General features: G+C 68.8%; 20 protein-coding genes and 2 pseudogenes. 9 read left to right on the forward strand and 13 right to left on the reverse strand.

The features are described 5' to 3' along the window. Window positions 1-172 (reverse strand): annotated as a pseudogene (locus C569_RS33345) (IS1380 family transposase); the annotation flags it as partial. Between the two features lie 257 nt (window positions 173-429). Next, on the reverse strand, window positions 430-684 hold the full coding sequence (locus C569_RS0122575) for a hypothetical protein (RefSeq protein ID WP_018788021.1): 255 nt from the start codon (window positions 682-684) through the stop codon (window positions 430-432). An 809-nt stretch (window positions 685-1,493) separates the two neighbouring features. Here C569_RS0122575 and C569_RS30790 point away from each other — a divergent pair. The 3 genes from C569_RS30790 (at window position 1,494) to C569_RS31790 (ending at window position 4,737) form a co-directional block, all read left to right on the forward strand. Beyond that, on the forward strand, window positions 1,494-2,735 hold the full coding sequence (locus tag C569_RS30790) for an MFS transporter (RefSeq protein ID WP_155945591.1): 1,242 nt from the start codon (window positions 1,494-1,496) through the stop codon (window positions 2,733-2,735). 695 nt (window positions 2,736-3,430) lie between these two features. Beyond that, the gene (locus C569_RS30795; RefSeq protein WP_036346612.1) at window positions 3,431-3,793 is read left to right on the forward strand and encodes a PadR family transcriptional regulator; all 363 of its coding nucleotides are present in this window, start codon (window positions 3,431-3,433) and stop codon (window positions 3,791-3,793) included. Then, window positions 3,790-4,737, forward strand: a complete 948-nt coding sequence (locus C569_RS31790) for a hypothetical protein (protein ID WP_018788024.1) — start codon at window positions 3,790-3,792, stop codon at window positions 4,735-4,737. The genes C569_RS30795 and C569_RS31790 overlap by 4 nt, the downstream gene beginning before the upstream one ends. 224 nt (window positions 4,738-4,961) lie before the next feature. Here C569_RS31790 and C569_RS0122595 read toward each other — a convergent pair whose 3' ends face one another. From C569_RS0122595 to C569_RS0122605, 3 genes are all read right to left on the reverse strand, one after another. Continuing rightward, window positions 4,962-5,378: a PIN domain nuclease gene (locus tag C569_RS0122595; RefSeq protein WP_018788025.1), complete on the reverse strand. Its 417-nt coding sequence runs from the start codon at window positions 5,376-5,378 to the stop codon at window positions 4,962-4,964. Further along, window positions 5,369-5,593: a hypothetical protein gene (locus C569_RS0122600; protein ID WP_026268520.1), complete on the reverse strand. Its 225-nt coding sequence runs from the start codon at window positions 5,591-5,593 to the stop codon at window positions 5,369-5,371. Before C569_RS0122600 ends, C569_RS0122595 begins: the two co-directional genes overlap by 10 nt. An 819-nt stretch (window positions 5,594-6,412) precedes the next feature. Then, the gene (locus C569_RS0122605; RefSeq protein WP_018788027.1) at window positions 6,413-6,865 is read right to left on the reverse strand and encodes a hypothetical protein; all 453 of its coding nucleotides are present in this window, start codon (window positions 6,863-6,865) and stop codon (window positions 6,413-6,415) included. A gap of 144 nt (window positions 6,866-7,009) precedes the next feature. On the opposite strand from C569_RS0122605, the gene rpmF reads away from it, so the two are divergent. From rpmF to C569_RS0122625, 4 genes and pseudogenes are all read left to right on the forward strand, one after another. After that, entirely contained in the window at window positions 7,010-7,189 is a 180-nt protein-coding gene (gene rpmF / locus C569_RS0122610) for a 50S ribosomal protein L32 (protein WP_018788028.1), read from the forward strand. A gap of 2 nt (window positions 7,190-7,191) precedes the next feature. Further along, a pseudogene (locus tag C569_RS32560) lies at window positions 7,192-7,464 on the forward strand (GTP-binding protein); the annotation flags it as partial. A 383-nt stretch (window positions 7,465-7,847) separates the two neighbouring features. Beyond that, entirely contained in the window at window positions 7,848-8,081 is a 234-nt protein-coding gene (locus C569_RS0122620; RefSeq protein ID WP_155945592.1) for a hypothetical protein, read from the forward strand. Between the two features lie 114 nt (window positions 8,082-8,195). After that, window positions 8,196-9,047, forward strand: a complete 852-nt coding sequence (locus tag C569_RS0122625) for a class I SAM-dependent methyltransferase (RefSeq protein WP_026268522.1) — start codon at window positions 8,196-8,198, stop codon at window positions 9,045-9,047. 512 nt (window positions 9,048-9,559) lie between these two features. Here the strand turns inward: C569_RS0122625 and C569_RS0122630 are convergent. The 3 genes from C569_RS0122630 to C569_RS0122640 form a co-directional block, all read right to left on the reverse strand. After that, a complete protein-coding gene (locus tag C569_RS0122630) occupies window positions 9,560-10,978 on the reverse strand; it encodes an FAD-dependent oxidoreductase (RefSeq protein WP_018788031.1) in 1,419 nt (472 codons plus the stop codon). 75 nt (window positions 10,979-11,053) lie between these two features. After that, window positions 11,054-11,551, reverse strand: a complete 498-nt coding sequence (locus C569_RS0122635; protein ID WP_018788032.1) for a GNAT family N-acetyltransferase — start codon at window positions 11,549-11,551, stop codon at window positions 11,054-11,056. Beyond that, complete coding sequence (locus C569_RS0122640; protein WP_018788033.1) at window positions 11,551-11,874, reverse strand: helix-turn-helix transcriptional regulator; 324 nt, start codon at window positions 11,872-11,874, stop codon at window positions 11,551-11,553. Before C569_RS0122640 ends, C569_RS0122635 begins: the two co-directional genes overlap by 1 nt. Before the next feature lie 216 nt (window positions 11,875-12,090). On the opposite strand from C569_RS0122640, the gene C569_RS0122645 reads away from it, so the two are divergent. Then, on the forward strand, window positions 12,091-12,465 hold the full coding sequence (locus C569_RS0122645; protein ID WP_026268523.1) for a metalloregulator ArsR/SmtB family transcription factor: 375 nt from the start codon (window positions 12,091-12,093) through the stop codon (window positions 12,463-12,465). A gap of 1,381 nt (window positions 12,466-13,846) precedes the next feature. Here the strand turns inward: C569_RS0122645 and C569_RS34500 are convergent. Continuing rightward, the gene (locus tag C569_RS34500; protein ID WP_231394871.1) at window positions 13,847-14,191 is read right to left on the reverse strand and encodes a hypothetical protein; all 345 of its coding nucleotides are present in this window, start codon (window positions 14,189-14,191) and stop codon (window positions 13,847-13,849) included. Here C569_RS34500 and C569_RS34505 point away from each other — a divergent pair. After that, window positions 14,075-14,461, forward strand: a complete 387-nt coding sequence (locus tag C569_RS34505) for a helix-turn-helix domain-containing protein (RefSeq protein WP_231394869.1) — start codon at window positions 14,075-14,077, stop codon at window positions 14,459-14,461. The genes C569_RS34500 and C569_RS34505 overlap by 117 nt on opposite strands. Here the strand turns inward: C569_RS34505 and C569_RS0122655 are convergent. The 4 genes from C569_RS0122655 to pstB form a co-directional block, all read right to left on the reverse strand. Further along, window positions 14,421-16,532 (reverse strand): PhoX family phosphatase, encoded by a 2,112-nt coding sequence (locus tag C569_RS0122655; protein WP_018788035.1) that lies wholly within the window; start codon window positions 16,530-16,532, stop codon window positions 14,421-14,423. The two genes, C569_RS34505 and C569_RS0122655, sit on opposite strands and share 41 nt — an antisense overlap. A gap of 152 nt (window positions 16,533-16,684) precedes the next feature. Continuing rightward, window positions 16,685-17,269 carry a hypothetical protein gene (locus tag C569_RS0122660; RefSeq protein ID WP_018788036.1) on the reverse strand — a complete coding sequence of 195 codons (585 nt, stop codon included), beginning with the start codon at window positions 17,267-17,269 and terminating at the stop codon, window positions 16,685-16,687. Then, the gene (locus C569_RS0122665) at window positions 17,266-18,021 is read right to left on the reverse strand and encodes a response regulator transcription factor (RefSeq protein ID WP_018788037.1); all 756 of its coding nucleotides are present in this window, start codon (window positions 18,019-18,021) and stop codon (window positions 17,266-17,268) included. Before C569_RS0122665 ends, C569_RS0122660 begins: the two co-directional genes overlap by 4 nt. 239 nt (window positions 18,022-18,260) lie before the next feature. Continuing rightward, window positions 18,261-19,118 carry a phosphate ABC transporter ATP-binding protein PstB gene (gene pstB, locus C569_RS0122670; RefSeq protein WP_026268525.1) on the reverse strand — a complete coding sequence of 286 codons (858 nt, stop codon included), beginning with the start codon at window positions 19,116-19,118 and terminating at the stop codon, window positions 18,261-18,263. Window positions 19,119-19,147 lie beyond the last annotated feature (29 nt).

Genomic DNA, 19,147 nt, shown 5'->3' on the forward strand with positions numbered 1-19,147 from the left:
CCGGGTCGTGCCCGCGCTGCCGCTGCCGCAGACCCGCAAGGGCGTGGCTGAACGCGCTGGTCAGGCCGGTCGCATCAGCCAGATCAGCGAGCAGCCGGGCACCAGCGTGCCCGACGATGCCCCGCCCGTCTCCGGTCACCATGATCTTCGGACGTATTGCGGTAGCCTTCATCCAGCAAGTGCCTTCCGTGACAGGAACATCGGACCCTCAGCAAGTCCTATTTTCCCTGATCAGAAGGCACTTCCTCGTTTCCGGTCCACTCCTTGGACAGCCCTTAACGAAGGGCCGAGGTTAGGGAGGGCCGTGTCCCGATGGCACGGCCCTCGCATTAATAGGCGACTTCCGAGAACGGCTGACTCGGCGTCCGAAGACACGGTGTCGTTGCCGAACCTTTCGAAGAACACCCAACATGCCCGCTCATCGGCTTATCAAAGCAGATCCGGGCGCCGCCGAGTCGCGCAGCGCCGACGCGCGGCTGCCGCGTCCAGCCCGGCAGCGGCGAACCGTCGGACTTGGCCCATCGCGGCCGTCGTGTCCCAGACCGCCCGGTTCAACAGCCGCTGCGTACGGTCCGGCGTGACGTCCCCGACCTGCTCGGCGATGCTCCACCCGTTGCGCTCCGGCATCTGGCTGACCAGCGCCGACACGTACCGGCCCGCGTGCTGCCACGTCTGCGTCCGCACGAAACACGACCGCAGCAGCCGCCTTCGATCTTGTCGTTCTCACAACACATGATCAACAGGCCGCTGCGTCCACTTCGCACACCCCCACCAACGCATCCCGCCAGGTCAGACCGCCATGGCGGCTGCCGTACTAGTGTGGCGCAGATCACAATGCGGTAGTCCTGAATTGGTTCCTGTCTGACGTCCTCCTCTTGCTGGAGGCCGTCATTGAGGATCCTGGTGTGGCGCTGAAGCGGGGCAGGGCCTCCGCCTCTAACTCTTGTAGGAGGCGGCAACCATTGCGCAGGATCGGCCTCTGAGCGCTGTTGGCGTTGCGCATAGGCGGCTGGCCGATCCGCCGAGCAGGTAATACCGTCATCCGCATGCCGGAGTTGTTACTGCCGACCGCAGGGCTGGTGCGCAGCCTTCGTCGAGTGTCGCGGCGAATGGGGTTCCGGCGTGCACGAGGGCGGCTTCGGTCTGAGGGCTGCACTGAAGCTGACCTTGTCCACATTCCCCTTGCCCTGCGGGTACCTCGCCTCAGCAGTCAATAGCGAACGCACAGGTGGCGTCCCCAAAGGGCATTCGTGACACCGACCGTGGTCCAGTAGGACTTCACTCGATCACCCTCATCCGGTGACTATCGCCGTAGCGCTCGCCGGGTGGCTATTAAACCTCAATCGGTCAGCAAAGAACTCTGGCTGCGAACGCTCCTCGAATCCGGATGATCGTCGGGCGGGTGAGCCATTACATCTCTCTTTCATGCCACGTCAGCAAACGACACAGGAATCATTCGTACTAGCAGGTCACCCTGGGAGGTATGGGTCAGGTTGGATGTGAAGCCTTACAGGGACACACTCGCGCTGCCGGGATTGCGGCCCCTGCTGCTGGTTGCGATCCTCGCCCGGGTCCCGGTGGCGGCCACCGCAGTGGCGATGACGCTGCACGTACTCGATCTGGGTCACGGGTATTTCGCTGCCGGGCTGGTCGGGGCCGTGCTGACGGTCGGTTCGGCGCTCGGCGCACCATTGCTCGGCCGGCTGGTCGACAAGCGTGGCCTGCGGCCAATGCTGCTGCTGACCACGGCAATCTCGGCGCTGTTCTGGGGCACGGCGCCGGTCCTGCCGTACCCGGTGCTGCTCGGTGCCGCGCTCGTCGGCGGGCTGCTCACACTCCCCGTCTTCTCCGTGGTCCGGCAGTCAATCGCCGCGCTGGTCCCGCCGACCCGGCGCCGTCAGGCGTACGCGCTGGACTCGATGTCGGTCGAACTCAGCTTCATGATCGGTCCGGCGGCGGCGGTGGCCCTTTCCACCAGTGTCTCGCCTACCCTGACCATGTACGCCGTCGGCGGCGGCATAGTGCTAGCCGGACTCACCCTGCTGGTGCTCAATCCGCCGACCCGGGCCCGGGACGAGGTGACGACGCCGGCGCAGCCGCTGCCCCGCCGGGAGTGGCTGACCCCACGGTTGATCGGGCTGCTCGCCGGTGGCGCGGCGGGAACGCTGGTGATCGCCGGCACCGAAGTGGCGGTGGTGGCGGTGCTGCGTGACGCCGGCCAGGTCGAATGGACTGGCGTGGTACTGGCATTCTGGGCCTCGTACTCGTTGGTCGGCGGCTTCACCTACGGAGCGCTGTCCCGCCCGGTGCCATCGCTGAGCCTTGCCCTGCTGCTCGGTCTGGTCACTATTCCGGTCGGTTTGGGCAGCGGCGAGTGGTGGCTGCTGGCCCTGGTGCTGCTGCCGTCCGGGGCGCTCACCGCGCCGACCGTAGCCGCCACCGCCGACGCGGTGAGCCGGCTGGTGCCGGCAAGCGTACGGGGTGAGGCGATGGGGTTACACGGCTCGGCGATGGTGGTGGGGCTGGCCCTCGGCACCCCGCTGGCCGGGGCGGTGATCGATGCCTCCGCACCGGCCTGGGGCTTCGCCGCGACGGGCTTGCTCGGCGCGGTAATCGCACTTGCGGTGGCACCGGCCGAGTTGCGTCACCGGCGGTCCGACGCTGCCGCCGAAGCCACCCTCACCCACACCGCCGGCTCCACGCCCGACTCCGCCTCCATTCGAGGATCGATTTAGCTGATACGCAGGTCGGCCCAGTGCAAGGCGTATTCGCCAAAGCCGCCCCACGGATCAGAACGTGAGGGGTTCGAGTCCCTTCGGGTGCACCACTTGAGCAAGGAATATAGCCAGTCGGCTATATTCCCTGCTTTCGTATGGGTCACGTGTGGGACACGGTTGTGACACACGTTTGCGCAGGTCAGGGGCGGTTTTATCGGCGGTTGCACCCCCTCGGGCGGCTCCCGACCGCCGAGCAGCCACGGAGCAGCACGATCCACCATCTTGGATTCTTGGGTTGCGACAATGGGAAGCGGTGCGCCTGATTCCGCAGGTAGCGGCCTTGGCTTGTTCCTCACCGGAGGAGACCCTGGCAGCTCGGCCACCTGATTTACGATCAGATGGTCCCAGGAACAGGGGCAGCTGGGCGTCCGATCTTGACGCCAATGCCGGGCATCAAGGTCTGGACCTGGACGAGATGGTGCTCGTTGAGCGCAAGTCCACCCCATAGGTGGCCTGGTCGCGGTGGCGCGGCACGACGTTCCCGAGGTGGTAATTCCATACCCCGAGCCGGGTGGTCGGTGATGAGGCGATCATGGTGCGCGCGGTCGAGGGCGGCGCGCAGGGTGGCGTGGTGTCTCCGGGCATCTCAGTCGATCCTCCACGAACACTTCGTTGCGAAGATATGCTTGCCGCGATAGGTTCCGAAGACCCCGCTGCAGGAGCCCACGTTCCTGATCCTGACCGCTCTGGCGGAAGGACCTATGCACGGCTATGGGCTGATCCTCGAGGTGACGGAGTTGTCGCAGGGTCGACTGTCCCTCCGGCCTGGCACGCTGTACGGCTCCCTCGACCGGCTGGCCGACGACGGACTGGTGACAGTGGACCGGAACGAGATCGTCGACGGCCGCGCCCGGAAGTACTACCGCCTCACCGACGAGGGGGCCAGGTTGCTGCGTACCGAGACGGATCGCATGCGCCGGGCGGTCGAGGCGGCGACCAGCCGCCTCGCTGGTCGTGGGGCGACGCAGCCCTTGATTGCGTCCCACAGTGCGCGTTTCGCCGGTGGTATCGCATGACGCGCGTGCTGCGTCAGCGCTACACCAAACTCCTGCGCTGGTACCCCGCCGCCGACCGGACCGACCGGGGCGTCGAGATCGTCGATACGTACATGGACCTCGCCCCCGCCGGGCAGCGCTGGCCGCAACTCGCGGACGTCGCCGACCTGGCGGCCGGCGGGCTGCGCCAACGCCTGCGGGCCCGCAACGCCGTCGGACTCGCCGATGCCCTGCCGCTCGCCGGCACTATCGCCTTGGTCGCGGGAACCGTGCTTGCCGCGATGGGCCTGATCCTCACGGAAGTGTTCCCGGATCCCGGTCAGTACGACGTCGGGGCCCCTATGCTGGGGCCGTTCCACACCCTTGGTGCCCTGGGGTGGATTACCTGGTTGCTTGTGCTGCCGGCAGGTGCCGCCGGATACGGACGATGGGCGGTCGCGATCGCGACCGCCGTGACGATCGGGGTGGCTGTGGCCGTAGCGGTCGTCCCCTCGACGGAGTTGACCTCGCTCCACCAGCCGAACTTGTTCGTGCTCGTGCCTCAACTCGCGCTCGGCCTGGTGGCGCTGGTGATGCCCCGCCGTCACAGCTACCGAGTCACCGCGGTCATCACCGCTTTCGTCCTCGCGACCGGGGTGGCGACGGTGCTGATCGGGCCGCGCTATGACGTGCGGTACGAGGCAATTCTCGGCGCGTTGCTGTTCCTGGCACTCATCGTCACTGGTGCGGTCCTCACGGCCCGGCGAGACCGGCGCGCCTGGTGGCCAGCGATCCTGCTACTCGGGCCGGTGCTGCTGCTCGGTCCGAGGTTCGGCCTGGCCGCTGTGCAGGCACTGCCCGCGTGGGACAGCCGGCGAGGAGCTGTCGCCTGGGCCGCGATGTCCCTGTTGGTAGCGGTGGCTTCGCTGCTGATCGCGGTGAGTTGGCAGACGAGACGCGCTCGGCACCGGGACGGCCTGGCATGAACAAAACATGCTTGGGAGCACGTCGAACATGCCACACCGAGTCAGGTCTCCAGTGGATACCGCAGTGCGTTCTGACCGGGATCATCCGGTTGCTCCGCACCAGGCGGACGCCTCGTCGACACCATCATCACCCTACGCAGCCTCATCCGGCAGGCATGGACCCTCTACCGATGGGACTCCCGCCCCACCCGCCGACCATGACCTTGACCAATCTGCGCGACCTCTTAACTGGGCAGGGTTTCGATCGGTTGGCCGGTGAGCGTGGCGATGAGGTCGAAGTCCTTGTCGACGGCCAGGACGGTTAGTCCGGTCTTTTCGGCGGTTGCGGCGATCAGCAGGTCGGGGATTGACGGGGCGCGGTGTTGGCCGCGGTCGGCGAGCAGCATCTGCACTTCCAGCGCCCGGTCCTCGATTGCGGGTGTGAGGTGTTCGACCGGCATCAGTGACAACGGTGGGGCAGCGAACTGCCGGCGTCCCGCTTCTCCGGAGCGCGCCGAGTAGCCGAGCTCGAGGCGCGTGATGGTGGAGAGCCGGACGAGGCCTCGGCTGATGCGCGCGCTCCACTCGTCGCGGTTCGCCGTGTGACCAAGTTGGAGGCGTACGTAGGCGGACTTGTCGATCAGCCAGTTCGTCACCGCCACGCGGCCTCCATCACCGCAGGGTCGGCGAGGTCGGCGAAGGCGTCTGCGGACCGTTGCCAGTCCTCGGCGGTGACCGTCCGGTCGCCGGCGGGGCTGATGTTCTCCTCGAACTTGCGGCGTAGGTACTCGTTGCGGGACAGTCCGAGGCTGGCGGCGGCGGCGTCGATGCGGTCCACGGCTTCTTGACTGAGATCACGGACGAGGATGTTGGGCATGTAGCACCTCCCGTAGGGGCGTGATATCACGATATCATGCCGACGATGGCGTGAACGCGGATTCGGAGCAGTTGCCGCACATGCCTCGTTGTCCACGGGCAGGTCTAGCGGCCCCGCCTGGCGCGAGTTCACAATCACCTGCCGTGATGGCGCTCCGTTGGTGCTCGGATGTCCGGTACGTGATCAGCACGAACTGATCGGGATCGGCAACGGACGCCTCGCTCCCGGACCATTTTACGCCTGATCTTGACCCTTCATCCGCTGCAGCGCCCGGACCAGCAGATACTCAGCCGCTTGTTTCGGCACGCAGCACCACTCGGCGGCACACGTGGAGCGGCGGTTACGCAACGTAGAGAGCATCTGATGGGTTCGGACTACGGATCAGAAGGTTAGGGGTTCGAGTCCCTTCGGGCGAACAAGATCATGAGGGGCCTGAACTGCGATAACGGCAGTCAGGCCCCTCATTGCATCTGTCTCTTCTGGTCGGCTGGGTGCTCGGTTGGTGCTCGTGCGACGAGCGCGCCCTACGTCCGGTCCCGTCCGGTGGGCGCAGTGGCGTCCGCCTGGTTCGATCATGATTGGCTTGCCGGGCGGCGAGTCCTGATCGATGGGATCCGGTGGTGGGTCCGGGTGGGTGCCCCGTGCGGAACATTGACTCCAGCCAGGCCGTTCGCTGAGCAGGTGCAGGTACTCCCCGGAGATCGCGTACTCGTCGCTCACCCCGCCACCATAGTGGCAACGGTTTCCGTTAGTGCGTTCTGCAGGGCGGCCCGTCCCCGGCGACGGACATGGGCCGACGACCCGCCTTGGGGGCGGGGCTCAGTGCTCGTCATAGTGGCCGGCGTGTGCCGCGTGCCGGTGGCCGTGGTGGATGTAGTCGAGGTGGTCGCCGTGCAGCACCGGTGAGTGGCCGCAGCCGTCTCCGTGGACGTGGTCGTGCTCTTCGGCGACGACGTGCTCACCGGAGGCGCACTCGTCGTAGTGGTCGTCGTGTGCCTGGTGCACGTGCCCGTCGTGGAGGTAGTCGGTGTGCCCTTCGTGCGCGACCGCGACGTGCCCGCATCCGTCCCCGTGGTGGTGTTCGTGCTGCTCGGCGGGGCGGTGTCCCTCGGTGCTGCACTCGTCGTAGTGCCCGTCGTGGGCGTGGTGCAGGTGTCCGTCGTGCAGGAAGTCGACGTGCCCGAGGTGCTGCACGCTCGGGTGCCCGCACTCCGGCCCGTGGGTGTGGCGGTGCTGGGCGGCATGGGTGGAGTGCATGGTGTCGGTGCTCATCTGGTCCTCCTGAGATCGTTTCACCCCGACGATACATGCAGTAGTGCGCATCTGTTCAGTGATCGCGAACACCGGCGAAGGTGTATGAGAAAACGAAAATCACTTCCGATAGACTGGCCCCTACCCTTCGACGGAGGAGATCTCATGGCCGTACCGAAGCGGAAGATGTCGCGGTCGAACACCCGGCACCGGCGGGCGCAGTGGAAGGCGGCCGTGCCGCCGCTGACGCCCTGCCCGTGTCCCCGCAAGGAGATGGTGGTGCCGCACCGGGCCTGCACCCACTGCGGTCTGTACAAGGGGCGTCAGGTAGTGGATCAGCCGTGACCTGCATCTGCTGCACGCTGCGCGACGATCTGCTGGACGAGGTGGCCCGGCTGGACACCACTGTCACGGTGGTGGACGCGGCGGGCCTGCGGGGCCTGATCGAGGCGGGGGAGAGCCTTCAGGCGCGGGGGCTGGCCGCGTACGAGGGGGACGACCGGGGTGTCGCCGACCTGCTGGTCGACCAGATCGAGTTCGCCGACGTGCTGGTGGTCAACAAGACCGACATGGTCGGCGCGGAGGACCTCGCGACGGTGGAGGCGCTGCTGACCCGCCTGATGCTTCTGGACGCCGACGCCATGCCCGACGCGCCCGTCCCCGCGAAGCCGCGCAGCGGTGGTGTAGACCCGTGGGCCGCGTGGTGGGCCGCCCTGTCCGCGCAGCCGTCGATGGCGCCGCTGCTGACCGAGCGAGCGGTGGCGCTCAGCGGCTTGAATCCGGCGGAGTTCGTCGCGTCGACCGACTGGCACGGCGAGGCGGCCCGGCGTGCCGGGTTCACCGATGCGACGGTCCCGTGCCAGTACGCCGATCATGCACTGATGGCTTTCCGCCGATGAGCCCGCCGTCACCACGTGGTGTCCAAGTGACCGTGGCCTACTGCGACGGCCACCGATGTCGCGCGCTACGCCACCGCGCCTTTCCGCCGGCGCCCGACGAGCCGGTGGACCTCGTCGAGATTCTCGGGCAGGCGGTCCGCGCCAGCCACGGCGGTGTCCTGATCCGGACGGAGTGCCTCGGCGCCTGCCACCGCGCACCCGCCCTGCTCCTGCTCACCGGTTCCGATCCGATCGGCCGGCGCGGCATGCTGATCGGTCCCGCCGAGGAGCGCCAGCACATCGATGCGGTGGTCGGCCTCATCCGGAAGGCGGACGTCCCGAGACCTGACGAAGTGTGATCATTGTGATCAGTGGCGGGCGGAGTCTCGGCCAGGGGTGCTGCCGTCGCGCTGACGACGGCGCGTGGCGACGGGCAGGAAGCCGGATGTGACGCGAGAACGGAAGCAGTGACGATGAGCAGTGATGGACCGTCGAATGGGACCGTCGAGGTGTTCGAACAGGCCGCGACGAGCTACGACCGGACCGGGGTGTCCTTCTTCGGGCCCTTCGGCGCGGAACTGGTCCGTCGCGCCGGTATCCGGCCGGGAGAGCAGGTCTTGGACGTCGGCTGCGGCCGAGGAGCGGTCCTGTTTCCGGCGGCGCAGGCGACCGGGCCGACCGGTCAGGTCACCGGCATCGACCTGGCGCCGGCCATGGTGGCACTCACCGCCGAGGACGTCACCCGTGCCGGGCTGACCCACGTCGACGTGCGGGTGGGCGATGCCCAGCAGCCGGGCTTCCCGGAAGGCAGCTTCGACGCGGTCCTGGCCGGGCTGGTCGTCTTCCTGCTCCCCGACCCCGGGCAGGCCCTCCGGGCGTACGCGCGGCTGCTCCGGCCGGCGGGCCGGCTGGCGGTCAGCACATTCGCCGCCCAGGACCCGGCATTCGTCGCCGCCCTGGATGCCCTCGCCGGGCATCTGCCGGCCGACCGTCCTCGACCCGCGCCGGCGGCCGACCCGTTCGCCGACGACGCGGCGATCACCGCGACCATGGCGGCGGCCGGCCTCACCGTCACCGCGATCAACGAGCACCGGGTGGACAGCCGCTTCCGCGACGTGGACCACTGGATGGAGTGGATGTGGTCCCACGGCGGACGCGCCCTGCTACGGCACATTCCCGCCCACCGACTGGAGGCCGCGACCACCGACGCCGCCCGCGCGCTTGAACCCGCCAACCGACCCGGCGGCGGCCTGACCTTGACCACCGCTGTCCGGATCACCGTCGCGACGCCGCACCCCGCCGCCGAGCCGCCGGAGACGTCGTAGCGATCGGTACGGCGAGACCCGCGCTGCCCGGAATCTGCGGCCGCCGAACGGGGGCGCGCGCCCGCACGCTGCGGTAGCGCGCAGGAGCATGCCGGTGGCGGTGAGGACGAGCCTGCCGGTGACGGACAGGACACCGAGCAGGCCGGCGGCGGTGCCGGCGAAGGTCGCGGCGAGCATGGAGCTGGCCGATGGTCTGCACCTGCGACCAGGCGATCAGCAGGGCGGTGGTGGTGATCGAGCCGACGGTCATCAGCGCGCGACCGCCGTGGTGGGTCGAGCCACCGGCCGACCGGGATCGCCACGAGTGCGCCGCCAGGACGGAGGCGGTGGGCGCGCCGGTGACTGCGGTGGGGGGACGCACCAAGACTGGCGGCCATGGGTGTCAGCAGGACCGGGTAGGCGTAGTGCAGGACGCCGTAGCCGATGGTCGAGGTGACGGCGAGGGCGGCGACGATCCGCCACCCGTGGTGCCCGCCGACGGCGGGGTCGGCGGGCACCGTCGTGGTGGTGAATCAGCTGCCGCAGCAGCCGCCGGTCTGCCCGTCGGCGGGGGCGGCGTCGAGCGTGACCGGGTTCAACGGCGCGGCGAGCAGCCCTCCGGAGATTCCGGTGGCGAGCCCCCGTCCGGTCGGCTCGGTGGCCGGCGTCGGTCCGCAGCAGCTCTCGTCGGTGGCGGAGTCGTCGGGGTTGCTGTTGCACACACCGGTCTCCGGCAGGTCGAGCTGGACGTCGCGGGCGGCGTTCCAGTCGCCGGCGAGGGCGGCGACGACGGAGCGGACCTGTTCGTAGCCGGTGGCCATGAGGAACGTCGGCGCGCGGCCGTAGCTCTTCATGCCCACGGCGTAGTAGCCGGTCTCCGGGTGGGTGAGCTCGTCCACGCCGTGTGGTGGCACGGTGCCGCAGGAGTGCTCGTTGGGGTCGATCAGCGGGGCGAGCGCCCGGGTGGCGTCCATGACCGGGTCGAGGTCCAGGCGCAGCTCGGCGGTGATGGAGTGGTCGGGGCGGAAGCCGGTGGCCGCGACGATGCGGTCCACGGTGACCTGCTCGTCGCTGCCGTCGCCGTGCCGCACGACGACGGTGACGCGACCGTCGGTGGGGGTGAGGGCGTGCACGGAGAAGCCGGTGAGCAGCCGGATCCGGCCGGCGTCGACGTGTGCCCGCAGCCGTGAGCCGAGGGCGCCGCGCGCCGGGAGGGCGTCGGCGTCGCCGCCGCCGTAGGTGCGCGACGGCGAGGCGGAGCGGATCGCCCAGGTCACCTCGGTGCCCGGCGTGGACTCGGCCAGTTCGGCCAGGGAGAGCAGGGTGTTGGCGGCGGAGTGGCCGGCACCGACGACCAGGGTGTGCCGGCCGGCGAACCGGGGCCGGGCCTGGCCGAGTACGTCGGGCAGCGCGTGCTCAAGGTACGCCGTGACGTCGGCCTCGCCCCGGGCGGGCAGGCCGGACGCGCCGAGGACGTTCGGGGTGCCCCAGGTGCCGGAGGCGTCGATCACCGCGCGGGCGAGCAGTTCCTCGCCTCCGGTGAGACGGATCAGGAACGGGGTGGTCTCGCGTCCGGCGGTGCGCAGCCGGTCCAGGCCGAGGCGGCTGATCGCCTCGACCCGGGTGCCGTATCGCAGGTGCGACTTGATCGCCGGAAGCTCCGCCAGGGGCTGGAGGTAGCCGTCGGCCAGTTCGGCGCCGGTGGGCAGGGCCTCCGGGTCGGGGGCGACCCAGCCGGCGTCGTCCAGGATCCGGCGGGCGGCCGGGTCGACGTCGTACCGCCACGGAGAGAACACCCGCACGTGTCCCCACTGCCGCACCGCGGCGCCGGCGCTGTCACCGGCCTCCAGGACCAGAAATGCCAGGCCACGCTCGTGCAGGTGCGCGGCGGCGGCCAGCCCGACCGGACCGGCACCGATCACCACGACCGGAAGGTTGTCCAGGGCGCTCATAGGTAACTCCTCTGCTTCGATAACTGTCGAATCAAACAGGTGGACGGCGGCCCGCTGCCTGGGGCCGAGGGTCGGTCAGGCGATCACGGGGCTGCGCCGCTCGATCAGGGCCACGTCGCGCCAGCGGCCGTGATGGCGAGCGACCCGTTCGCGGACGCCTATGACCCGGAAGCCGGCCCGCTTGTGAAGGGTCATGCTGGCCAGGTTCTCGGGGAACACGCCGGACTGGATGGTCCAGATCCCCGCTGTCTCGGTGGAGGCGATCAGGGCATCCAGCAGCAGCCCGGCGACGCCACGACCGCGGGCGGCGGGATCGACGTAGACGGAGTGTTCCAGCACGCCGGCGTACACGGCGCGGGTCGATGTCGGCGTGACGGCGACCCAGCCGACCACCCGGCCGCGCGCGTCGACCGCGACGGAACGGTGGTCGGGCAGCCGGCTGGCGTCGAACGCCGCCCAGGTGGGTGCGGTGGTCTCGAAGCTGGCGTGACCGCCGTCGAGGCCGGCCTGGTAGATGGCCAGGACCCGCCCGGAGTCGCCGGCTGTCATCGGGCGGACGGTGACGTCGGGCATCAGCAGACTCCGTTCGGACTCGGGGCGGATCGACCCATGACGACGTCGGCGGCGGAGGGGAAACAGCCGACGAAGGCGTCGTTGACGCGGTGGTGCCGGGCGGTCCCGACCGGCTCGACGAGGACGAACCGCACCTCGGTGAGGATCTTCAGGTGCGGGGAGGCGGTGGACTGCGCCAGGCCGACGGCGGCGACGATCTCACCCACGCTCATCGGCCGGGCGTGGCGGGCCGGAAGCTCGACGATCTGCACCCGGGTCGGGTCTGCCAGGGCCCGGAACCACGCGTACGTCTGCGTGGTCGCCCGATCCAACAGCTCGCCCACTTCTTCACCCTTCCATCGCCCGTGGTCGTAGCGGCGCTGCGACCACTGCCCGTCGTCGTGGCCTCGTCGCAGGAATCGCAGAACCGGACACCCGCGGTGCGCGTCTTCGGCCGGCCCGTGACGTGGAACATGCTGCTGCCCTTTCCCCGGACACTGTCTTGATGTCCGTCGAAGTAGAGGGTTGCACACTGGTTAGAGGGATGTCAACCTAGAGGCATGTCGAAGCAAGTGTCACCTCTCGCGCTCGTCGAGCTGGGCGCCGACGCCCCCTGCTGCGCGCCGCTGGCACAACGGCGGGTACCGGCGGAGACCGCCGCGGTGCTCGCGCCGGCGTTCAAGGCCCTCGGTGACCCGGTGCGGCTGCAGCTGTTGTCGATGATCGCCTCCGCCGAGGGAGGGGAGGCGTGCGTCTGCGACCTGACCCCGGCGTTCGAGCTGACCGGTCCGACGATCTCGCACCACCTCAAAGCGCTGCGCGAGGCCGGCCTCGTCGACGCCGAGCGGCGCGGCACGTGGGTGTACTACCGGGCCCGACCGGCGGTCCTGCGCCAGCTCGCGGCACTGCTCACCGTCGAGTCGACGCCTGCGTGAGGCTTGCGCGCCGACCCGCGCTTGGCCAGGGCGGCGACGACGTGCGCGGCGTCGCGGCCGACGCTGCGCAGTGTGTTCGACGCGAACAAGCGCTGGAACTCCAGCCCCAGATAGACCAGCCCGGGATTTTGTTGTGGAGACGCCGCCTGTCTGCCGGGGAAGCCGTTGGCCACGACGGCGCCGGGCAGGGTGTAGAGGTAGCCGAGGTGCGTGGGGTAGCCGGGGGCGAAGACAGGGTGGGACGTGCCGTGCCGTCGGGCCAGGTGACGCCGTCGTCACCGCCACCGATCACGGATGGCCGCCTGGATCAGACATACCGGCGTGGTCCTACTGGTCCATCGCGATCAAAGTCCGCTGGGTCCGCGACGTCACCTGCGACGAAGACCGCAGCCAGATCCGTACCGGCACTGGACCGCAGGCCATGGCCGCCCTACGCAACGCTGCCATCAGTGCCCTCCGCCTCGCCGGGACCACAAATATCGCCGCCGCCGATCGGCATCACACCCACGACAGCGGCCGGACGCTGACCCTCCCCGGTGTCACTTAACGACTTCTTCCGAGGGCCCGCAGGTCGAGCCAGTCAAGTCGGAGTGAGTGCGGTGCGTCGCGGTACAGAAGCTGGCGGGAGCAATAGCTATCGGTGGCACTGGCAGTTGGCCGTTAATGTGTTCGAGGCGTGAGTGCGAGCTTTCGATGTGACTCTGCCGGCCGCCGTGTTCATCTCCTGCCCGTGCAGGGCGAGGTGCGTGACGGCGCGGGTTGCGTACGCACGGCGATCATGGCGCTCGGACGCCGGGAACTGATAGCTATCGCACAGCATCTGATCAAGTCGATCCCGTGACCATCACCGTGCCCGACATGGGATGCTCCCTAGCCGCGATCGGCGTCTTCTGCAAGCTAGTTAATCACCCTGAAGTTATTGAATCAACTAGTAAACAGCTTGTTGGCCTCCCGTTCGCAGAACAAGTCCTTGTCTTGCCATCAAGTCGTCGACTACGGTCAATTATTGAAAGTGACCGCGCGACTTAAAACAGCGCGAACGCTACGAAAGGATTCTTAGTCATGCGTAGGTTGGCATCCAGTCTGGCGATCGCAGCCATGGCAATCTCGGCCTTGGTGTTGGCCGGAACTCCGGTATCAGCAGCAGGTGTGGCGGTGACTAAGCCGGCTGAGTCCGGCACTGCCGCCGCTGCCGATTGGAGGTTCTACACCCACTTCAACGACTACAATTCGTGCCAGTACCGAGGCATCTCGCTCGTCCAGGACGGATTTTACTCTGGCTGGCAATGCCGGCGCACCGCCTACAGCTGGGAGCTTTGGGTGCGTTAAGCCGAGATGCCTAACCCTTGGTGTCGATACCCATATCAATGGGGGCGGTTCCTCACCTGCAGGTGAGGAACCGCCCCCATTGATATTGTGGCTGCCTAGGTGCGAGGGTTGGCTCAGCCTCGAACCGCCGACGCGGTTCGTTCTGAGGTCGTTTGAATAGCTTCGGTATAAGGCGGTTTCGGAGCACGGCAAGATCGCCGAGCAGGTAATCGTCGCGCAGCGGCTTGGGGTGCCGCGGGACATGGTGGGCAAGTGGCGTGGCCGGTTTCTCGCGCGCCGGTTGGAAGGTCTCGTCGACGAGCCGCGGCCCGGGGCGCCGCTTCGGATCACTGACGACCGGGTCGATAAGGTGATCGTCAAGACCCTCGAGCGGCAGCCGGCCAATCAGGACAGTCACTGGTCGACCCGGTCGATGGCGCGCGAGACGGGCTTGTCACAGGCGGCGGTTTCGCGGATCTGGCGGGCGTTCGGCCTGGAGCCGCATCTGGTGGACACGTGGAAGCTGTCGGCTGACCCTATTTCGGTCGTACCTGCTGACCTGCTGCTGAGGCGGCGGTGCGGGGGGAAACAGGGAGAGGAGGTGCCCTTCCTGGCGGGAAGGGCACCTCCTCTCGGTGGGTGTGGGGTCAGGCGCCGATCTGGCGGCCGTCCAGTCGCCAGACGGTGATCACGGCCGGGCGGGCGAAGTCCCCGTGCGGCCAGGTGGAGGCGGGGTTGTCGATGCTGGCGCCGTCGATCTCACCGGGGTGTTGCACGGAGACGAAGGCGGTGCGGTTGTCCGGCTCGAGGTAGGCCGAGGCCTGCTCGGCGCCGGGCGGCACGGTGAGGAACTGCTTGACGTGCCCGCGCTCCGGGCCCTCGACCGGGACGGCGAACAGGCCGTCGTTGGAGCCCAGCGCGTTGCCGTCGGTGGAGATCCACAGGTTGCCGTGCGCGTCGAAGTCGAGGTTGTCCGGGCAGGAGATCGGGGAGACCTTGGTCTTGTCGTAGCCGGCGAAGAAGGTCGACGGGTCGGCCGGGTCACCGCAGACGATCGGGATGTTCCAGGTGAACGTCTCGGCGGCGTTGTCGCCGCGGTTCTCGGTGATCTCCAGGATGTGGCCGTGCTTGTTGTTGGCGCGCGGGTTCGCCTCGTCGGCGGCGGGCTGCCCGGCGGCGCCGCGGCGGGTGTTGTTGGTCAGCGCGGCGTAGACCTTGCCGGTGCGCGGGTTCGGCGCGACGTCCTCGGGGCGGTCCATCTTGGTCGGGCCGACCTTGTCGGCGGCGAGCCGGGTGTGCACGAGGACCTGGTCGATGGTCATCCCCGGCACCAGCGACTTGTTGCCCCGGGCCAGGGGGATCCAACGGCCGGTGCCGTTGAACGCCCCGTCGGTGGGCAGTTTGCCGCTGCCGTCGATCTCACTGGCGGAGGTGGCGTCGAACTGCGCGACGTACAGGGTGCCGGACTCCAGCAGGGTCATGTTGTGGGCGCGCTCGGCGGGGCCGTCGCCGCGGCGCATCTTCTTGTCCGAGACGAACTTGTACAGGTAGTCGAACCGCTCGTCGTCACCCATGTACGCCACGACGCGGCCGTCCTTGGACAGGATGATCTCGGCGCCCTCGTGCTTGAACCGGCCCAGCGCGGTGTGCTTGCGCGGGGTGGAGTTCGGGTCGTAGGGGTCGAGTTCCAGGATCCAGCCAAATCGGTTGGCCTCGTTGGGGTTGAGGGTCAGGTCGAACCGCTCGTCGGCCCGCTCCCACTTGCGGGAACCCGACGGGTACCGGTTGACGGTGTCGATGCCGTAGCGGGCCAGCGCCGACTTGGCCTCGGCCGGGACGCCGTCGCCGCCGACGAAGTACTGGTTGAAGTTCTCCTCACCGGACAGGATGGTGCCCCACGGGGTGAGACCGCCGGCGCAGTTGTTCAGCGACCCGCGCACGGTCAGGCCGCGGGGGTCGGCAGCGGTGCGCAGCAGCGGGCTGCCGGCGGCGGGGCCGGTGAACCGCATCTTCGTGGAAGCGGTGATCCGCCGGTTGAGGCGGCGGGCGCCCTTGTCGACGGGGCGCCATTCGCCGGTGTCGCCGACGCGCTCGACCTCGACGACGCTGAGACCGTGGGCGGCCATCGCGATCTTGATCTGCTCGACGGTGAGCGCGTCGAGGGTGGTGAAGCCGGGGAACATCAGGTTCTCGTTGGTGTACTCGTGGTTGACCACCAGCAGCGCCCGCCGGCCGCGCCGGTCCAGCGGCAGGGTGACCAGCCAGTCGTTGTTGAACCCGAACTGCCTGGCCTGCGCCGCCGAGCTCTGCCGGTCCGCCCGCCACGCCGGGGCGCCGGGCACGACCTCGTCACCCCACGCCAGCAGGACCGAGTGGTCGTAGCCGTTGGGCACGATCACCGTGTCCAGAGTGTTCGGCGGGATCGGCTTGAACGTCAGCGCTCCCGAGCCGGCCGGAACGGTGGCCCGGGCGGCCTCGGGAACAGCCGGCGCAGCGGCCTGGGCGGCCTGGGCGGCCTCGCCGCCGGCCGTCGCGCCGATGGTGCCGGCGGCACCGACGACGAGGGCGCCGAGCGCGCCGGCGCGCAGCAGGCCGCGGCGAGACACCTCGCCGGCGATGTCACCGAAGTACGGGTTGTCCGAGGTGTTGGGCGCCGGGTGGGAACAGGCGTTACCGCAGCGGTACTGGCAGGTCATCGCGCTGCGTCCGCCGTGGCCGGCCAGGACCGGCAGCAGGTGTGCGGGCCGGAACTCCGTCATGGGGTCTCTCCTGAGCAGGTCTGAAGTGTTGTCATCCGGGACGCTAGGCAGGCGAGGTGGACCGCAACCACGACAGGAAGTGGCAGAAATAAATCCGCCCGATGAACGGGGGATGTCCCCGTGCACGTGCGGACGGGTCGTCGCACGGAGGCTCAATCAGCGGCGTGGCCGCGTGCCCGCCTCCACCGCCTCGCCTGTTCGTCGTCGATGCGGTAGTACATCTCTGGCGGCCGTCCCTCGGGACCACCCGGAACGCGTGTGAACGGCATGCCGAGGCTGGGGAAGTCGTAGTGCGCCTTGAGCAGGCGTGTCAGCCCGGCGAAAGCCCCGACGAGCTTCTCCCGGGTGGTGCCGGCCGCACCTGCCAGCTCCTGGCCGCTCAACAGTTCTCCCGGGCGGCGCGCGAGCGCGTCCAGCACCCGGACCACTGTCCGGTGGGTCAGGCTGCGTCCGTTGCTGAGTCGGCGAAGTTCCTCGACCGGCCAAGGCGTGGCCTGCGGTTCCGTTCTGGGGCGCAGCGGTCCTCGTGGCGCCGGGCGCGGCTTGGACTCGGCGTCGAGTCCGGCGAGCAGCCGCGCGACGTGCGGGACGTAGGCGACGGGCACGGCGACCAGCACCACGTCAGAGGCGCGCTGCGTCGACGAACGCGCCTTCTCGACGACCGACTCCGTCGCCTCTGCCGGTGCCGTCGGTGTGATCGGCACCGTCGGCTCGGTTGGTTCGTCGGCGGTGGTCATGACAGGGGCGGGTAGGCCGACGTCGTCATGGCGGGAGGGATGAACCGGTAGCCCAGCCCGCGGACGGTCACGATCATCGGCGGCTGGCCGTTGTCCAGGCCCAGTCGCTTGCGCAGGCGTTTGATGTGCACGGTGAGGGTGTTGGACGTGTCCCCGGACGGTCCGTGCCACACCGCTGAGAGCAGTTGCTCGCGGGTGACGGTGCGGTCGGCGTTGGTCATGAAGAAGTACAACAGGCGGAACTCCTTCATCGGCAGCGCCACGAGGCGCCCGTGCAGGTGCACCTCCAGTGTGGCGGGGTCGGCGCGGAGCCCGCCGATCTCGACGGGCGGGTCGAGGGAACTGGCGCTGTCCGGGCGGATGGCCCGGAGGATCGGAATGATCTCGTCGGTGCGGTAGGGGCGCCGTACGCAGGCCGTGGCGCCTTCCCTGAGTACGGCGGCGGCCCGCGGCCCGTCGTCGTCGCCGATGCCGACGACCGTCGGGATGCCGGCCCGGCCGGCGAGCAGCCGCACCAGGTCGGTGCTGCTCATGGTGGTCAGTCCGGCGGCGACCAGCGCGGCGTCCGGTTGCAAGGTGCCCGCGCCGAGCAGCGCCTCCGCGGGGTGCGGGAAGTGGTGCCCGCGGATCCGGTGGGCGGTCAGCTGGTCGACCAGCTCCGCGCCGAGCACATCGTCGTCATCGACCACGAGCAGCACGAGTCGACCGTCGTGGCGTCGGTCGCCGGCGGTGGCCTCGACGAGGTTGTTCATCGGTACCCGGCTCTCCGGTTCAGCTCATGCCCTCAGACCGGCTCGCGGTGGGCTTGAGGACGTTGGCCGTGCTGCGGCCCGCGCGCACGGCATGACACAACGGCCCGTGAGCCCATCGTGCAGGTCTCGGGCCTCGATAGTGGGGCTTCGCCACACCTGCGAAGCCCCACGCGAGGAGACGATCTGCCGACTGCACCTCCGCGGTGAGTCCTGCGGCCACGGGCACCTTGGCGCGTCTGTCAGCCGAACCGGCCGGTGATGTAGTCCTCGGTGCGCTTGTCGGTCGGGTTGGTGAACAGCTTGCCCGTGGGGCTGAACTCCACCAGTCGACCGTGGCGCTCCTGCTTCTCGTCGACCTCGGCGGTGAAGAAGGAGGTGTAGTGGCTGACCCGGGCGGCCTGCTGCATGTTGTGCGTCACGATGACGATCGTGTAGTCGTTCGACAGCTCGAACATCAGGTCTTCGATCTTGGCCGTGGCGATCGGGTCGAGCGCCGAGCACGGCTCGTCCATCAGGATGATCTCCGGCTTGACCGCGATGGTCCGGGCGATGCACAGGCGCTGCTGCTGACCTCCGGACAGGGACAGGCCGCTGGTCTTCAGCTTGTCCTTGACCTCATCCCAGAGTGCGGCGTCACGCAGCGCCTTCTCGACCAGATCGTCCATGTTGGCGACCTTCATGCCGGTCACCCGAGGTCCGTAGGCGACGTTGTCGTAGATCGACTTCGGGAACGGGTTCGGCTTCTGGAAGACCATGCCGATGCGGCGGCGGACCTCGATCGGGTCGACCTCCTTGGCGTACAGGTCCTGACCGTGATAGGTCACCGATCCGGTGACGCGGGCACCGGGGATGAGGTCGTTCATCCGGTTCAGCGACCGCAGGATGGTGGACTTGCCGCAGCCGGAGGGGCCGATCATCGCGGTGATCTGCTTCTCCTGGATCGGCATCGACGTGCCGCGCACGGCCTCGTAGGCGCCGTAGTACACGCTGACGCCGGACAGTTCCATTACCGGCGTGGTCGGGCGGGGCTGGTGCCCGGCGGCCGGCTGGACGCCGGCGATGTTGACCGCGGGGCGGCTGGTGGTATCGGGATTCACGGTGGTCACCTCAGACTCGTTCTCGGGCG

It is taken from the genome of Micromonospora sp. CNB394 (assembly GCF_000374985.1).
GTDB lineage: Bacteria > Actinomycetota > Actinomycetes > Mycobacteriales > Micromonosporaceae > Micromonospora > Micromonospora marina.

What these genes read in the sequence shown, in the direction of transcription:
- C569_RS31790 (WP_018788024.1), top strand. Translation starts at nt 3,790, where the DNA reads ATGACGCGCGTGCTGCGTCAGCGCTACACCAAACTCCTGCGCTGGTAC.
- C569_RS0122600 (WP_026268520.1), bottom strand. Translation starts at nt 5,593, where the DNA reads ATGCCCAACATCCTCGTCCGTGATCTCAGTCAAGAAGCCGTGGACCGC.
- C569_RS0122605 (WP_018788027.1), bottom strand. Translation starts at nt 6,865, where the DNA reads ATGAGCACCGACACCATGCACTCCACCCATGCCGCCCAGCACCGCCAC.
- rpmF (WP_018788028.1), top strand. Translation starts at nt 7,010, where the DNA reads ATGGCCGTACCGAAGCGGAAGATGTCGCGGTCGAACACCCGGCACCGG.
- C569_RS0122625 (WP_026268522.1), top strand. Translation starts at nt 8,196, where the DNA reads ATGAGCAGTGATGGACCGTCGAATGGGACCGTCGAGGTGTTCGAACAG.
- C569_RS0122630 (WP_018788031.1), bottom strand. Translation starts at nt 10,978, where the DNA reads ATGAGCGCCCTGGACAACCTTCCGGTCGTGGTGATCGGTGCCGGTCCG.
- C569_RS0122635 (WP_018788032.1), bottom strand. Translation starts at nt 11,551, where the DNA reads ATGCCCGACGTCACCGTCCGCCCGATGACAGCCGGCGACTCCGGGCGG.
- C569_RS0122645 (WP_026268523.1), top strand. Translation starts at nt 12,091, where the DNA reads ATGTCGAAGCAAGTGTCACCTCTCGCGCTCGTCGAGCTGGGCGCCGAC.
- C569_RS0122655 (WP_018788035.1), bottom strand. Translation starts at nt 16,532, where the DNA reads ATGACGGAGTTCCGGCCCGCACACCTGCTGCCGGTCCTGGCCGGCCAC.
- C569_RS0122660 (WP_018788036.1), bottom strand. Translation starts at nt 17,269, where the DNA reads ATGACCACCGCCGACGAACCAACCGAGCCGACGGTGCCGATCACACCG.
- C569_RS0122665 (WP_018788037.1), bottom strand. Translation starts at nt 18,021, where the DNA reads ATGAACAACCTCGTCGAGGCCACCGCCGGCGACCGACGCCACGACGGT.